Annotated in this window: 13 protein-coding genes; 7 read left to right on the top strand and 6 right to left on the bottom strand. The window is 51.9% G+C overall.

Going from position 1 to position 15,675, the window contains the following annotated elements:
- Positions 1 to 113: 113 nt before the first annotated feature.
- Together AB1L42_RS19465 and AB1L42_RS19470 are read left to right on the top strand one after the other, a co-directional pair.
- Positions 114 to 746: a DUF3124 domain-containing protein gene (locus AB1L42_RS19465; protein ID WP_367060097.1), complete on the top strand. Its 633-nt coding sequence runs from the start codon at positions 114 to 116 to the stop codon at positions 744 to 746.
- A gap of 195 nt (positions 747 to 941) precedes the next feature.
- Entirely contained in the window at positions 942 to 1,577 is a 636-nt protein-coding gene (locus AB1L42_RS19470) for a MarC family protein (RefSeq protein ID WP_367060101.1), read from the top strand.
- Positions 1,578 to 1,584: 7 nt separating this feature from the next.
- Here the strand turns inward: AB1L42_RS19470 and AB1L42_RS19475 are convergent, their stop codons facing one another.
- Positions 1,585 to 3,078 carry a FecR domain-containing protein gene (locus AB1L42_RS19475; protein ID WP_367060105.1) on the bottom strand — a complete coding sequence of 498 codons (1,494 nt, stop codon included), beginning with the start codon at positions 3,076 to 3,078 and terminating at the stop codon, positions 1,585 to 1,587.
- 10 nt (positions 3,079 to 3,088) lie between these two features.
- Positions 3,089 to 3,658 (bottom strand): sigma-70 family RNA polymerase sigma factor, encoded by a 570-nt coding sequence (locus AB1L42_RS19480; protein WP_367060108.1) that lies wholly within the window; start codon positions 3,656 to 3,658, stop codon positions 3,089 to 3,091.
- A 188-nt stretch (positions 3,659 to 3,846) separates the two neighbouring features.
- Between AB1L42_RS19480 and AB1L42_RS19485 the strand changes: the two genes are divergently transcribed.
- Together AB1L42_RS19485 and AB1L42_RS19490 are read left to right on the top strand one after the other, a co-directional pair.
- Positions 3,847 to 5,316, top strand: coding sequence for a hypothetical protein (locus AB1L42_RS19485; protein ID WP_367060111.1), 1,470 nt, complete (start codon positions 3,847 to 3,849; stop codon positions 5,314 to 5,316).
- 419 nt (positions 5,317 to 5,735) lie between these two features.
- Complete coding sequence (locus tag AB1L42_RS19490; RefSeq protein WP_367060114.1) at positions 5,736 to 6,344, top strand: hypothetical protein; 609 nt, start codon at positions 5,736 to 5,738, stop codon at positions 6,342 to 6,344.
- 76 nt (positions 6,345 to 6,420) lie between these two features.
- On the opposite strand, the gene AB1L42_RS19495 is transcribed toward AB1L42_RS19490, so the two are convergent.
- Positions 6,421 to 7,830: a sulfatase gene (locus AB1L42_RS19495; protein WP_367060117.1), complete on the bottom strand. Its 1,410-nt coding sequence runs from the start codon at positions 7,828 to 7,830 to the stop codon at positions 6,421 to 6,423.
- A gap of 126 nt (positions 7,831 to 7,956) precedes the next feature.
- A complete protein-coding gene (locus tag AB1L42_RS19500; RefSeq protein WP_367060120.1) occupies positions 7,957 to 8,436 on the bottom strand; it encodes an SRPBCC family protein in 480 nt (159 codons plus the stop codon).
- 527 nt (positions 8,437 to 8,963) lie between these two features.
- On the opposite strand from AB1L42_RS19500, the gene AB1L42_RS19505 reads away from it, so the two are divergent.
- Both AB1L42_RS19505 and AB1L42_RS19510 read left to right on the top strand, forming a co-directional pair.
- Positions 8,964 to 9,143, top strand: a complete 180-nt coding sequence (locus tag AB1L42_RS19505) for a hypothetical protein (protein WP_367060123.1) — start codon at positions 8,964 to 8,966, stop codon at positions 9,141 to 9,143.
- Between the two features lie 426 nt (positions 9,144 to 9,569).
- Positions 9,570 to 10,076 carry a hypothetical protein gene (locus AB1L42_RS19510; RefSeq protein ID WP_367060126.1) on the top strand — a complete coding sequence of 169 codons (507 nt, stop codon included), beginning with the start codon at positions 9,570 to 9,572 and terminating at the stop codon, positions 10,074 to 10,076.
- A gap of 5 nt (positions 10,077 to 10,081) precedes the next feature.
- Here AB1L42_RS19510 and glgX read toward each other — a convergent pair whose 3' ends face one another.
- Positions 10,082 to 12,406, bottom strand: a complete 2,325-nt coding sequence (gene glgX / locus AB1L42_RS19515) for a glycogen debranching protein GlgX (RefSeq protein ID WP_367060129.1) — start codon at positions 12,404 to 12,406, stop codon at positions 10,082 to 10,084.
- A gap of 557 nt (positions 12,407 to 12,963) precedes the next feature.
- Here glgX and AB1L42_RS19520 point away from each other — a divergent pair.
- A complete protein-coding gene (locus AB1L42_RS19520) occupies positions 12,964 to 13,827 on the top strand; it encodes an alpha/beta hydrolase (protein WP_367060132.1) in 864 nt (287 codons plus the stop codon).
- A gap of 139 nt (positions 13,828 to 13,966) precedes the next feature.
- Here the strand turns inward: AB1L42_RS19520 and AB1L42_RS19525 are convergent, their stop codons facing one another.
- Complete coding sequence (locus AB1L42_RS19525; protein WP_367060135.1) at positions 13,967 to 15,622, bottom strand: flagellar hook-basal body complex protein; 1,656 nt, start codon at positions 15,620 to 15,622, stop codon at positions 13,967 to 13,969.
- Positions 15,623 to 15,675: the final 53 nt, after the last annotated feature.

Here is a 15,675-nt window from a genome sequence, read left to right on the forward strand (position 1 = left end):
ACTACTTCTAGAGCAAGTTGCTCTTTCCTGTGCACTCGCTTGCACAGTTTCATAAGTTAAAAGGCTGTGCTTGCTCGTGCGAGATCGTGCATACAAAATCAGAAAATGCTCCAATGCCTGGTCCCAAAGAGTTTCCGAGTTGGTTTCTGTGGCTGCTCGATCGCGGCCCGCTGGCACTGATCGCGATCTTCGTCACTCCTGTTCTGATCCTGCTGCTGCTGGGTCTGTTCCTGGATGCCAGAATCGCCAACCTCGATCATCAGCAAGAGTTTCGACTTCCGAGCAGCTACACACCACCGGACGCTGAGCAATACCCGGTGACTGATGACTTCGACGGAATGGATTCTCAGTGGGTTTACGTTCCTTCTTACTCGCACGTCTATTACGAAGGAGGCTCCCCTTTCCTCCTGGAAACGACTCTGAGCATTCGCAACATCGATCCGAATCGCCCGATCGCTATCGAGACAGTCGACTACTTCAATACCGACGGGAAACATCTCAAGACGTTTCTGAAGAAAACGATTGAGTTGAAACCTCTCCAGACGGTTGAGTTTCTGGTTGAGCGACGCCACAGCTCGGGCGGCTCCGGAGCAAACTTTCTCGTTGAATGGGTCGGGACGTCCTCAGTTGACCCGCCATTGATCGAAGCCATCATGGTCGGAACAGCCGGAGCGAATGCAATTTCTCTCTCAAGGTCCGGAGTCAGCATTTCAACACCAGACTCGATGCCGGGCGAAGCTGATTGAAGTCGATGAATCGAGATTGAATGACGTGAGTCCATCAAACTGTTCTCATTGTCGCAGCACCCTCAACCAGTCGACTTAGACCATTTTCAGATTTGGTTTGCACTGACTCGCGCGAGCAAACTCAGCTTTCGAATGAGTGAGACCTCGCAAGAGAGTGCACTGGAAAGAGCCACTTGCTCTAGAACTGCAGCTGCAATGCAAACTCCAGACGAAATGTTAGCGACCGTCATTCTCTTATGGGCTGTTATCGACCCCATTGGAACGGTCCCCGTTTTCGTGAGCGCAACTCGGAATCGGACCGCTGAAGAAAAGAAAGAGATTGCCAGATACGCAGCGACCATCGCTGGGATGATTCTGTTGTTCTTTGCTGCCGTCGGCGAGGTCATGTTGGACGGAATGGGAGTTCCTCTTCCGGCGTTTCAGATCGCTGGGGGATTGGTGCTCTTCCTGTTCGCGATGACGATGATCTTCGGCGAAGGAAAACCCGGAAGCGAATTGAAGTCGATGGAATCAACGCACGAAACCGCCGTGTTCCCATTGGCGACCCCGTCGATTGCGTCACCAGGAGCAATGATGGCTGTCGTGCTCCTGACTGAGAACGGACGACACTCGGTCACGCATCAGATTGTGACAGCTGGATTGATGCTCGGCGTAATCTGTATTACCTACCTGCTCATGCGGGCATCGACACTCATCTCCAACATCATCGGGCTGGGCGGTGCAAGTGTGATCAGCCGGGTGATGGGATTGGTCCTCTCGTCGATTGCCGTGGCGAACGTTCTCGAAGGGATCAGTGAATACTTCAATCTGTCAACGACGAAGATTCCGTAAGAGACGATCACAGAGTCGTCGGGTTCTGCTGGGGAACGACGACAGTCGGAGCGACAGGAAACGTAGATCGATTTTCGCGCCACCATTCTTTCCAACGGATGAACGCGGGCTCCCAAACATCCCGTTCTCGATTCCAATCTTCAATGGGAATTCCCATCGTCTCCTCAGTCAGCCGAAGCAGCCCACGGGCAGACTCCATACGAACAATTCCATCATCGTCGTCCAAAGTTTGAATCAGATCCGGCACCATCCAGATTGGGGCGGTGTCGGCAATAATCCTGATCGCCAACTGTCGCTGTGCGGATTCATTCACCGATTCGTCAGAGCTGACGAATCGCATCAACGGCAGTGCTGCAAATTCGCCGAGGTTTCTCAAATCACGTTCAAACATCGACGAGAGTTTCGTCCGCCCGATCTGAGCGAGCAAGGCATCGACGCGTTTCGTTAACTCAGGATTGCCATGCCCAGCGAGTGTCAACAGTGGCTGCATCCAGCGTTCTTCAGAAAGAATGTCCTGACTCGATTCCCGCACGTTGACCTCTCCATCGGCCAGTGTGAAAAATGTTCCCGGGAGCAGAGTCCGGTCGACACCGTTCAAACAGACATCGACTGATCCGAGAGCGGCAGCGACTTGAAGAGACTGATCGGGAGCACACGAAGCGAGACTTTCAGCGTTGGAATGGCACATTAATCGCCAATTCAAATCGTCTTTCTCCGGTGTCGTTTCGCCGCCAGCAGTCTTTACTTTCAAGGGAGTATCGGTTGATGCTCGAAACCATACCTGCCCACGCACAAGTTCAACTTCGTCGCCGGAGTGCACCTTAATTTCACTCGACTCATTGAGTCGGACGCGGCTTCCCGTCGTCGTTTCAAGTTCACAAAGAACGCCTTCTTCCGTTCGAACCGATCCAGAGGTGGGGCAACCGAACGTGGGAAGTGAAACCATTTCGATCTCACTCCAGGGTTCGTTTTCCTTCGCTCGAATCGAGACCTTGCCAGTGGCATGAATCAGGTGAGCGGCAGTGTCGCTTTCGGTGATTGGCCATTCGTTTGCAAATTCCAACCCAACGTCCGAGGGAGGCTCCTCAGCAGGACTCTCCACCTGCTGTTCAGCGACGATCGGTTCCGGGTCGTTAAGAGGTCGCAGCCACAAAACGGCGAGGACAAATCCAATCAACGCAGAAGCTGCGCAACTGAGCACGGTGTTCCACTTGAACCGAGCCGAATCGAGTGACTGGTTCGATCGCGGAAAACTGCTCGCACTTTTCGTTACATCTCTTTGTGAAATCTCGAAGAGAACTCGATCAGCGATTGAGAGAGATCGATCAAGATTCTCAGAACCGAGCTTGAGGAGGTCCAGATGAACCGATCGCACCTGTTGAGCGAAGGCGCGACAGGTCTGGCACTCCGCGAGGTGCTGCAGAACGATGTCGCCATCCGGGTCAGCCGAGAAGTGATCGGGACTTTCACAGATTCGTTGTTGAATCGATTCGCAACGCATATCCTCCCCCCTACTCTTTCAACTCAACGAGGCTGGCAAGCTGACAGGCCAGTTGGTGACGCGCTTTCGTCAGTCGCGTGTTGACAGTTGCCCGTGAGACTCCCACAAGTGCTGCGATTTCTTCGTATGTCATTTCGTCGTAATAGAAGAGCATGAGTGGTTCCCGGAGATCCTCTGGAAGTTGATCAATCGCCTCTTCCAGGCGCTCACGTTGCTCTTCGTCTTCTGCCTGAATCTGGGGAGAGTTATTGCTGCCGCCAACCGATCGGCCTCGACTCAGCCCATTGGCCTGAATTCCGTTGATGGCGCGTCTCTTGGCTGCGGTGGACCTTTGCCAATCTGTACAAACATGGCTTGCGATTGAGCGAAGCCAACTCCCAAATTTCTCGGGATGTGCCAGCCGACCGAGATCGGCAAATCCGCGAATGAGTGTCTCTTGTGCTAAATCTTCTGCGACGTGGTGATGGCCGATTTTCGCGCGGCAGATGGCAAGAATGCGGGGAGCCCATCTGCGCACAAGTTGATCTCTCGCGAGGGATTCCCCGTGGCGAGTTCGATGAACCAACTCTGCATCGGTCATCCGTCGCTCCTGACCACTCCTTGACAATTTCCTTCTCTCCAACAAGTCGAGTGAGACTCTCGATGAGGATGGAGAAAAATCAGCATTCAAATGATTTTTCTCGAAATTCTCAGATTCCGCCAGTCGCTGGCTCTCCCGGATTCGACCAAAAGGTGTCTGAACTCTCAGTCCGAACCGGAGACAATCACATGAAATGTTTGTTCCTCTTGCCTTCCCTCGTTGGTGCTCTCATCTGTTGTACGTTCGCGATCAATCTGACTGCGAACTCAAAGCAGGTCGATTCATCAGATCTTTCAAATTCTGATACCGAGACGACGAATGGCCAACTCGCTGATTCCCCACTGATTGTTCATGAATGGGGAACATTCACCAGCTTCTCGGGATCTGACGGAATTCATCTCGCTTTCCGGCCGCTCGTCGAGAACGATCTCCCGCATTTCGTTTCAACGATCCGACCGACGTGGTCGCGACTCTTCTCGAAGCAATCGATTCGTGCCATCCAACGCATGGAGACACCGATCACATACTTCTACACGGATGTTGAACGTGACGTGGAAGTCAACGTCGAGTTTCCGGAAGGTCTTTTGACGGAGTATTTTCCGCCTGTTCGTGCTGTGCTTCCAGAGATGAAAAGTTTCGCTCCGACTCCGTTTCAACAGGGAATCGATCCTAAGATCCCGCTCGAAAATGGAAAACTCGACTGGGGAACGATCCATCTGATTCCTCCTCAGTCGTTGCGACCAGTGCTCAATGACGAAGAGCTATCTCGCCGCATTGGACACGGCGTCGAGAAACTGCTCATGGAACCGGAACAGAGATATCCGCACTACTTCGCAGCCCGAAACACCGATTCTGCAATCGTCCAAGTTCGAACGGGGGAAGCGCCGAACTCCATCGACTATTTCGAGAAATTTCTCTTCTACCGCGGCGTCGGCAACTTTGATCTTCCCATTTCTGCAAAGGAAGCGACCGACGGAACGTTCACATTGTCGAACACCGGCGATGAAGAAATCCGATCCATTTTTCTGATCGAAGTCAAAAATGAAGCCGTGCGATTTCGCAAGTTCGACCGCGTCGAGGCACAAAGCAACATCACTCTCGAACACGCTTCTGATTGGAGTGACATTGAACCGCTCGCCACTGAAATGACCTCTGCTCTCGTTGAGGAAGGGCTCTATGAGAAAGAAGCACGGTCGATGGTCGAGTGCTGGAAATCGTCATGGTTCGGAGAAGAAGGAACGCGTGTGCTGTATATGGTTCCCACACACATCACCGAGACTCTGCTCCCACTAAATGTCACACCGCAGCCCGACGAAGTCGTGCGAGTGCTGGTGGGACGAATGGAGATTATGCCGAAAGAAACGGAACAGCGAGTCCTCGATCTCGTGACAAAAAGTGCGGAAGCACGGACACAAGCAACCCAGAACAAAACTGAGTTCAAGAGCCCTGCACTCAAATCCCTCCTCAGCATGGGCCGTCTCGCTGAACCCGCTCTCAGCCGGATTCGTGTCTTGTCAACGGACCAGTCGATCCAAACAGAAGCCAATCAACTGATTCGGGAGCTCAAAGCTTCGACCGATCAACACGTTTCGAACGTCGAAATCCCTTGGCAAAACTTGCCCAACCTCTCCGAGGTTGCTATCTGGTCGAGTAATTAATGCATTTTCAATGCGATGAGTGACTGACAGAAGCCATTTGATTTGAAACGTCTCACTTTGAGATTGATTGTTGAAACGAACAAGTTTCTGGAGTTATTCTCGATGGTATGAAAACAGGTGAACATGCTTCGCAACGCGGTGCCACTGTCTGTGCTGTCTGCCGAACTCCGCTGCCTTTAAGTTCCCGAGGGTTACACCCAGTGTGCTCCTCGGGAACTTGTCGTCGTACATATCACGCGAAACTGGCACGTGGCGAAGCTCAATGCGATCGATGTCAAGCTTTCCTGACGACGTCTGAAAAAGTTTCCGGTCGCCAATGTCGGAGAACAAGCTGCCGAAACGAATCGCGTGATCTCCAACGCATCGAATCACACGAAGCTTATCGTGAAGATCTCAAAGAGAAGATCCGTGCTCTCTCAGTGGTGGACGCTGAACGACACGGAATCGATCTGCCCATTCTCCATGAGCCAGCGATCGTCCCCTCTCAAGGACGAATGCTTACTCCACTTCCAAGTGAGCGACGAGAAGCATTTCTCGAAGGACTCACTTCGCTCGTCAATGAAAACTTCGAAAAGTATCCAGATCCCGAGACCGATCCGCCTGAAGAAGACTTTGGTGAGTCGTTAGACGAGTCAGAAGCCAAGATCGTCGGCCAAGCTTGTGCGACCTGCCAGGGGTGGTGCTGTCAGGGAGGGGGAAATTCTCTCGCGTACTTGGACCATCCGGTAATTTTGCGAATGAGAGCACAACATCCGCACTTCACTCCTGATCAGATTGTTGAGACCTACGCCAACCATCTTGGAAGCGTGACGTATGCAGGTTCATGCTTTTTTCATGGCGAAAATGGCTGCTTCCTTCCTCCGGAAATGCGGGCTGCGATCTGTCATCGCTATCTCTGTTCTGACCTCACTCAACTTCAGGTCCAAGTGAAAGCCTTTCCCGAGACGGTTGGGTACGTCGCAGCAGTTCATTCATCTCAGATTCAGCGAATTTCCCCGCTTGAACTCTCTTCTAACGAGGCTTCGTAAAGCGAATTCAATCAATTCTGCTTGAGTTACATGAATCGTTTTAGATGAAGTTCGCTGTGTTTGATTAAAGAACGATTTATTCGTTGATCCTGCCGACTTCCCGCTCACCATCACGCATCTCTTCCTGAAAGAGAACAGCCATACCACGAAGCTTGCGGATGATCTCCGGATTCCGAACAGGCTTCGACTCCGAAGGGTCAGATTCCAAGTTGAAGAGTTCTAAGCTTGGGTTGAGGACGAGTTTCCATTGCTTCCATCGAACAGCGGCCAACGCTCCTTGACTTCCGTGGTAGAAGAAAGCGTTCTGATACTCTTCACGAGTGACGAGGTCGCTCCATTCATCGCCGGGATTCCAGGGTCGGCGTTCCAGAATCTTTCCGTTCAGAGAGTCAGCAATTATCGGATCGTCGAGCCCGGTCGCTTTCCCGGTCAAAAGAGCAGAGAGATCTCGCCCGTCGATGACGCGGTCCTCTGGAACGGAAATTCCTGCGAACGAACCGAGTGTGGGATACCAATCCATGGCATGGACGATCTCGCGGCAGACTTCGCCTTGCTCGATTCCCAAGCCGGGTCCCCACACGATTGCTGGCACCCGAATTCCAGCTTCGAACGTCGTCAGTTTTCTGCCGATGAGCGGTTGTTGCGGATTTCTTCCAGGTCCCCGTCCGTTATCGGACAGATAAACGACGATCGTCTGTTGATCGAGCTCTAATTCTTTGAGCGTGTTCACCAGTCGCCCAACATGAAAATCGAGTTCTTGAATGGCATCACCATACTCTCCGAAGTCAGATGACCCTCGAAATTCCGGGCTGACTCCCAAAGGATTATGTAACATCGTATGCGGCAGATATACGAAGAACGGCTTGTTCTTGTTCTCTGTAATAAACCGAATACATTCATCGGTATAAACCTTTGTGAGTTCATTCGGATCAGCTGGCCGTTTGACGACCTCACTTCCTCGCAAGACAGGAACGCCTCCGCTTTGCTCGAAATAACGAGTTTCAACTGGATCGAGATTGTGAAGCAAACCGAAGTACTCATCAAATCCCTGATTCATCGGTAGAAACGGCTCATGAAACCCGAGATGCCACTTCCCGATACAGCTCGTTGCATAGCCGTTTTCCGAGAAGAGTTCCGCCAGTGTCAGTTCGCTGGGGTTAAGTCCCACACGGGAATCAGCCCGTTGAACCCAGGTCTCAAGACCAACACGTCGGGGGTAACACCCCGTCAGCAAACCAGCTCGAGATGGGCTGCAAATTGGAGCGGCAGCGTAGTAGTCAGTGAAGCGAATTCCTTCGGCGGCGATGCGATCAATTACTGGCGTGTGGAATTCTGTCGCACCATAACATCCGAGATCGTAGTAGCCCTGATCGTCGATCAGCATCAGAATCACATTCGGCGGTCGCTGATCCCCGCTCGCATGCAGTGAAAAGACGTGAAAGAAAAGCACTAGGTAGAAAGGAATGATCGAATGCACGTTTACCATTTAAGAAAGCCTTTTCTCTCTCAGCGATGTCTCTCGACAATCACAAGACTCTGACACTCACCCTGAAGCCGCTTCGCAAAAAATGAGAGAGCAACTGACGATCTCCCACAGAAGACGAGCAGTCACTCAATAGCTGTCTTCTTGATTCGATGCCGAGGAAGGCTGCTCACCTTGAGTCTCGCAGAAGCGTTTGAGGCGGTCCAACTCTTGTTGAGTTGCCTTGCAACTCGAAGTTTTCATGAGCCAGCCGAACATAAAGAAGAACACTTTCAAGAAACCCTTGGGCGTGACGGTTGAGAGTTGGGTGACTCGTGTCTTCGCTCCGAGATATTCAAACCGATACTCTGCGTCGATATCGAAGAGTTCTCCGGTGAGATGAATCGCGTGAAATTTCGGAGGATCATAGGCGGTGACCTCTCCCAAAAACTCCATTCGATTTCCGCCTTCTGCGGTTACCGTTCGAAACGTCGATCCAATGACGTCGGGAGTTTCGTCGATGACTTCATCTTCGACAACAACTCGACTCCATTCCGGGACGTGATCGATTGTTAGAAAAAAGACATCTTCTATCGATCGCTGAATCTCTACGCTGGCCTCCGTTTGCATCGACCTGCCTTCCCAACAAATGCCTGAAAAGTTCACCACTTTCGAGTCTAGTCATTGATTGCATTCAGTGACAGCTTGCTGAATCTGGAACGGATTGTGAAGCAAACTCCGGGCGCTGGACTTTTCTCGAAAAACTGCCAAGACAGCTGTCAGGTTTCGAATTGGTGCTCGTATTGAAGGTGAGAAGAGCAAGCTGGCTGTTGCAGAAGTCAGACGACTACGCCCGACATTCGGTACTGGCTCTTCGTCCGAAAACACATTGAATGGAGATCGATGCGATGGTTCGTGAGGTTCGCTTGAGCTGGGACAGTCATTTTCCGATGCCGGAAGAACTGACGATGAGCGACTGGGATGTTGACGATTCCCCCTTTGAATCTCCTAAGAGATCAAAGCGGAAGCAGCGGGAGTCTTCTCGTCCAGATCCGAACAGACTTACGGACAACACCGAACGAAGCTAAGCGCGGGGGGTTGTCCGCCTTCGGGTGCTTTCATCTCTATCAGAAAACTCAACTCATTGACGAAACGATATGCCCAAGAAAACTGAACTTCGCAAGCAAATTTCCATCTTCCTTCCCATTTCCGACTGGCGAGTTCTGCGCCAGGCAGCTGCTGAACGTCAGATTCCAATTACCGAACTCTGTCGGGAATGGATTCGCCCAGGTCTCGAACAGCTTCAATTCGATGCGTCCCCGCATCGCCCAGCGTAGTTCACTCAAATCATTCGACTTGCCCGGCCAAGGATCATGAAAACGAAGCCGGAAGTCCGCTTCTCCGAGCTATCGCCAAGCCATTTCAGAAATCACCGAAGCCCGTGCAACGGGACGACATCCGAACGTGATTCATGGATGATCGTCTGCCCAGGGAGGGGCAAACGTTCGGATGTCATTTCGTGCTGCGGATCGCACGCGGCTTGGAGAACGACACACAGACTCAGAGGCTTCCCACGGAGAATCGGCTGTTCTCTGTTAATCGAAAGAAATGACCTTTCCGAGAAAACTGGCACAACAACTCTCACAGCTGATAGACTGCTGATGCATGTTTTGTTGGAATTCCATACAAAATTCCAGTCTATGAGAGTTAGCTGTTCGTCAATCGATGCGGTGATTTAGCTGCAGCATCCTTGAGATTTGGGAATGAACAACTCCAATCGTTTCTTGTCGGTGATGTCTGAAGTCCCTGTGCTTGTTTTCGCTGGGATTCCCGTTGCTGGCTCTCTGTGGCCACTTGATTCGACAATGGTTGTCGTGCTGAGCCTGCTTTCCGGATTTCTTCTCGTCGGTTTGACTTTCACCGGAATACCGATTCGGCGTCGGCTGATCATCTTCTCAGCCTTGATGATCACTTCGGTCGCGTTTTTGAACTGGCCGCTGAAACTTGCCTTTGCTGCTTCACAAGCTGACTTTGAGAAAGTCGCGAAGCGACTCGATGACGGCGAGGCGATCCAATCGCCGATCCAAATCGGACTTTTCAAAGTCGCGAAAGCCGAAGTGAATCGAAATGGCGTTGTCTGTTTCTGGACTGACAACGATCCTTCAGGCGCGACCGGATTCGTGAAGGGTGACGAATCGGTCGGGAAAGAATTCAACTTGTGGTCACAATGTGCGGTTGCCAGCGACTGGCAGTTCCTCAGCGAAGACTGAAGAGATCACCAGCTTTTCGAGCCACTGATCAATTCAACATGTTCCCACAGTCGTGTCAAAAGTCGATGGCCGTTTTTGTCTGACGAACTCGATTTCCCCGCGCCATTTTCCGAAGGCGTTGCAATGTTTGACCATCGTTGAAACTGCTTGAGCAGATGCGGGCCACGGCGTTCTTCCGGTGGATGATTTTGAATCTTCGAACGATTCCAGCGGCTGGCTTTAAATCGCAACACGACGATTGATCGACCACTCATTCTTCGCTGGTTCATCTTGAGCGTATGCGACTTCGCGTAGGGCAGTGCTGTATCGAGTTCCAGAATCCATTGTCCGCGGCTCGTCATCGCTGGAAGCTTGAACGGGACATCAAAGTGATGAGCATTCAACAGCACGAGCATTGTGCTCCCGTTGATCTGCCGGCCCCAACGATCAATTTCGTCAGTCATGAGTCCGTTCAACATCACACCAAGGCAGCGTGCGGACTGGGCGTGCCAGTCGGAGTCATTCATTTCCTTGCCGTTCGGAGAAAGCCAATGAATGTCTTTCTGAGTGGCTCCTCTTAATGCTTGCCCCTGAAAGAAGTGCCGTCTCTGGAAGACGGGATTCTCTCGCCAGATGGTTGCAACCTGGCAGCAAAAGTTAAAGAAATCTTGTTGATCTGGGGTTAAGTCCCAGTTCAACCAGTTCATTTCATTGTCCTGGCAGTAGGCATTGTTGTTGCCCCCCTGCGAATGGCAGATTTCATCGCCGCTGCGAATCATTGGAACTCCCTGCGAGAGCAACAACGTCGTCATCATGTTCCGCATCTGACGAGCCCGCAGTCCGCGAATCTGGGAATCGTCTGTCTCGCCTTCGACTCCGCAATTCCAACTGTTGTTGTGGGAGTCTCCATCGGTATTCCCGTGGCTGTTCGCTTCATTATGTTTATCGTTATACGAGACGAGATCATACATCGAGAAGCCATCGTGGGATGTGATAAAGTTAATACTGGCGTAAGGCCTTCTTCCGTTGTGTTCGTACAGGTCGCTGCTTCCAGTGAGGCGAGTCGCAAATTCAGAGACGGCGTGTCCGTCCCCTTTCCAGAATTGACGAACATTGTCGCGATACTTGCCGTTCCATTCCGTCCAGCCCACGGGGAAGTTCCCGACCTGGTATCCACCCTCACCCAGATCCCAAGGTTCTGCGATTAACTTGACTCTGGAGAGCACTGGATCCTGATGAATGATATCGAAGAATGCTCCCAGCTTATCAACAGCATGAAGCTCTCGAGCGAGTGCACTCGCCAGGTCAAAGCGAAATCCGTCAACATGCATCTCCGTGACCCAGTACCGCAGACTAGCCATTATGAGTTGAAGAACTCGCGGTGAGAGCATGTTCAGAGTGTTACCGCACCCGGTGTAATCCATGTAGTACCGAGACTGATTCGGAACTAATCTGTAGTAGTGCGAGTTATCAAGACCTCGCAGTGAAAGCGTCGGGCCTAGACGACTTCCCTCTCCCGTATGGTTATAAACCACATCCAGAATCACCTCGATCCCGGCTTTGTGGAAAGTCTTCACCATCTTCTTGAATTCGCGAACGCATCCCCCAGGAGTCTTGTCGGATGCATAACTCGGTTCTGGAGCAAAGAATGCGAGAGTGTCGTAGCCCCAGTAATTCGTCAGTCCGCGTTCTTCCAGATGTCGATGATCAACATGGTGGTGCACCGGCATCAGTTCGATTGCGGTCACGCCAAGTTTTTTGAGATGCTGAATGATCGGCTTACTTGCCAGACCTGCATAAGTTCCGCGGAGCGGTTCAGGAATACCATGATGCAGCTTGGTCATTCCTTTGACATGAAGTTCATAAATAACTGTCTGGTGCCACGGCGTTCGAAGTTGTTGATCGTTGCCCCAGTGAAAGCGTTCATCGACAACCGCCCCCAGTGGAGCAAATGGGGCATTGTCATGATCGCAGAAGGAGAGATCTTGCTCGGGCGAGCCGATGCGGTAGCCGAACAGGCTGTCATTCCAGCTGAGTGTGCGTCCGATTGCCTTCGCATATGGATCGAGGAGAACTTTGTGGGCGTTGAATCGGTGACCATTGTTTGGTTCATACGGACCATGAACGCGGTATCCGTAGAGTTGTCCCGGTTTCACTCCGGGCAGGTAGCAGTGCCAAACAAAATCAGTTCGTTCATGAAGGGGAATACAGACCGATTCCCGGCGGGCTGTCGCTGAGTCGAACAAACAGAGTTCTACCCGCGTCCCGTACTCAGAGAACAGTGCGAAGTTTACTCCCCGTCCATCCCAGGTTGCCCCAAGCGGATACGGTTCTCCTGGCCAAACTTTCACGAACAGTCTCCTTCCAACCACCCGATCATCATGAATCAATGGTGCGTTATTCAATGTCGCATCGTGAACGTTGTGGGCGAGCTCAGTCCGCAACGCCTGGCAAGTTTAGTTTTATGATTTTTTCACTGAACCGGAAGAGATTTGAATAACAATCTCTCCGACAATCGCGGAATCTGAAGATTCGCCAGCGAAGAGGGGCAATTCATGCCGGTTGCAGAAGTTCGCATCAAAATATTGCTGCCTCGTAGGTCCAATTGGCGTCGCTCTTCACTTCAGACCGCCTTCTCTCGAGCATGTTGCCTGTGCAGTGGTCGTAGAGTTCGTGACCCCAAAACGCATGAGAGACTGCCGTTAAGTTCAATCGATGTTGCGTTTGACTCGTTCACAAGAATTGCGAGTAGGATGACGACAAGTCGATGCTTCCACCGTCCGTGACACTTCGAACTCATCCTGTCTTTGTGCATTTCAAGCGATTGCAACTCACGAATCCACAAGAGATGATTGATCGATCTCTGTGTTCGAAATCGTACTTTCACAACTTTCAGTCGGGAAACTTCATGCGTCTCGCTCAAAATCAGTCACGCACACACTTCACTGGGCAAGCAGTTCTGACCGCTGCGATTCTGTTCGGACTTGCTCCCACGCTGCTCTTCGCTGACGACAATGAAATCCGCTACCGAACAGAAAAGGAAATCGCATACCGCGATGCGAAAACAGCTTCGGAACTGGAACGTCAGCGATGCAAGCTCGACATTTACTTTCCTGAGAACGTCAAAGACTTTCCAACAGTCGTCTGGTTTCATGGCGGCGGGTTGAAGAATGGAAATCGATTCATTCCTGAAGAGCTGAGAGATCAGGGAATCGCGGTCGTCGCTGTCAACTATCGCCTGTATCCGAAAGTCAAAGCACCTGCTTATATCGAAGACGCAGCTGCGGCCGTAGCCTGGGTATTTGAAAACATTCCCAGCTATGGCGGGTCGGCAGAGAAGATTTTCGTCAGCGGACATTCAGCGGGTGGTTACCTCACCAGCATGGTCGGATTGGACAAGCGGTGGCTGGCAGCTCACCAGATTGATGCAGATTCGATCGCTGGTCTGATCCCGTTCAGCGGACACACGATTACCCACATGACGGTCCGGGAAGAACGAGGAATTCCGCAAGAACAACCAATTGTTGATGACCTCGCTCCGCTTTATCACGTCCGATCAGACGCGCCGCCGTTGCTGCTCATCACTGGAGATCGCGAGCTGGAAACGCTGGGACGTTACGAAGAAAACGCTTACATGTGGCGGATGATGAAAGTCGCCGGCCACCAACAGACGACGCTTTTCGAACTCGACGGATACAATCACGGGGAAATGGCGCATCCAGCCCATCCCTTAATGCTCAAATTCATCCGCGAAGTCACGGGGCAGAAATAGTCAGCTTCCAGCACGATCTCTTCTCAGCTGAGAAGACTGAAAGTACAGGACGATATGTATCACTAACGGCAGAGTCTCATTGACGACGATAGAGTCGAATCGCTGGGCCCCTGCCGTTTTATGTAACATCGACAGCGTGCTATCGGATGATGTTGTTTAACTCTTCGAGGATTTCATCGGTGACGGTGATCGTGCGAGCATTGGCTGAAAACCCGCGTTGAGCCACAATCAAGCGGGTAAATTCGACTGCGATATCAACGTTGGAAGCCTCGAGCTGCCCAGCGTTAATGCGCCCCCTGCCCCCAGAGAATGGCGAACCGACATCTGCGTTGCCGCTTGAGAGGGTCTGAGCGAAGAAGTTGTTCCCTTCACTCGACAGACCATTCGGGTTTCGAAACGTCGCCAAAGCAATTTGTGCGATCTCCATACGACGACCATTACTTCCGATCCCCTCGATCAGGCCGCTTCCGTCGACTGTCACACCAACGAGTGTCCCTGTCGAAAATCCATCCTGTGTTGATGCCACCGACGATTCCCCGGACAACGACGTCAAACCGTTTAATGTCCCGGGCGTTCCGAATTCGAAGATCACAGGCTGAGATGATGCCTGCCCGACGAACTGAACTTCAATTTGCCCATCGGGTCCGGCAATTCCATCAAATGATCCATCTTCACGGAAGGTCAGGCCTTCGATCCGGTCGTCGCTCAGAACACCAACGCTAGGGTCGAGGGCTGCTGTCATCGTCCAAGTGCCGTCCGATTGTTTTTCAAACTCCAGTCCGATGAGATGTCCATCCCCGCGCTCGTCGAAGATCTCAAGCCCGGTGCGAACCACTTCTCCATCTTGACCGAGTTCATTGACCCCAAACTGGTGAGAAGTCAAATCGATGCCTCCAACGTTCCCGGGTTCCTCAGCAAGTACAACACTCAAGTCCGACTGGCCACTTTCATTTGCGATCAGACTGATTGATCCGTCCGCGTTCAAAGAAGCAGTTGCCCCGGAATAAGCGTTCGACATCGCGTTGATGACATCGCCAACAGTCGTTGTCCCATCAATCGAAAACGAAGAGTTGACCGCAGTCCCATCATGATCGGTGCCTTGAAATGAAAGTGCATCCCCTGGCTGAAACGGAGTGGAAGTAATATCCAGATCATTCCAAAGCGTCGCCGCGCTGACAGCGGTTCCTCCTGCCAGCAACGGTTGACCTGACTGCAGAACTTGCGAGATTGCCGGTCTCGTGCCGGGAGCGAGATTGCCCTCGACGGCAGCTGACTGAGTGATCGCACCGGCGACTGTTGTCCCCAACGGAATGCGAATGCTGTCGTCTCCCGGTATTTGAAATCCAGGGTCGACTCCGTCCGGTTCTCCGACGCTGCTGAATCGCTGGACGTGATATCCCGTCGCTGAGTCAACGAGGTATCCATCCTGATCGACGTGGAAGACACCCGCACGTGTGAAGAGTGGACCTTGTCCCGAATCGACCATGAAGAAACCTTCCCCATCAATCGCGAAGTCATATGTCGCACCAGTCCCCTCCAAATTCCCCTGTGTGAAATTCACACCGATGGTCGACAACTTCGATCCGTTTCCAACTTGTGCCGGATTCGATCCGCCGACAACACCAACAGCCCCGCCCGATCCACCTTTAACCGTTTCGTGAAAGACATCTGAGAAGTGGGTGCGACGCGCTTTGAACCCGGTTGTATTGAGATTCGCAAGGTTGTTACCGACCACCTCGATCATCTTCTGATGTGTTGCCAAACCGGAAACACCAGTGATTAGTGCATTCGCCATCCGTCGCCACCTTGCTATTAACTATCGTTAGATATGAATCACTGCGAAACCCA

Origin of the sequence: Thalassoglobus sp. JC818, assembly GCF_040717535.1 — a bacterium.
Lineage (GTDB): Bacteria > Planctomycetota > Planctomycetia > Planctomycetales > Planctomycetaceae > Thalassoglobus.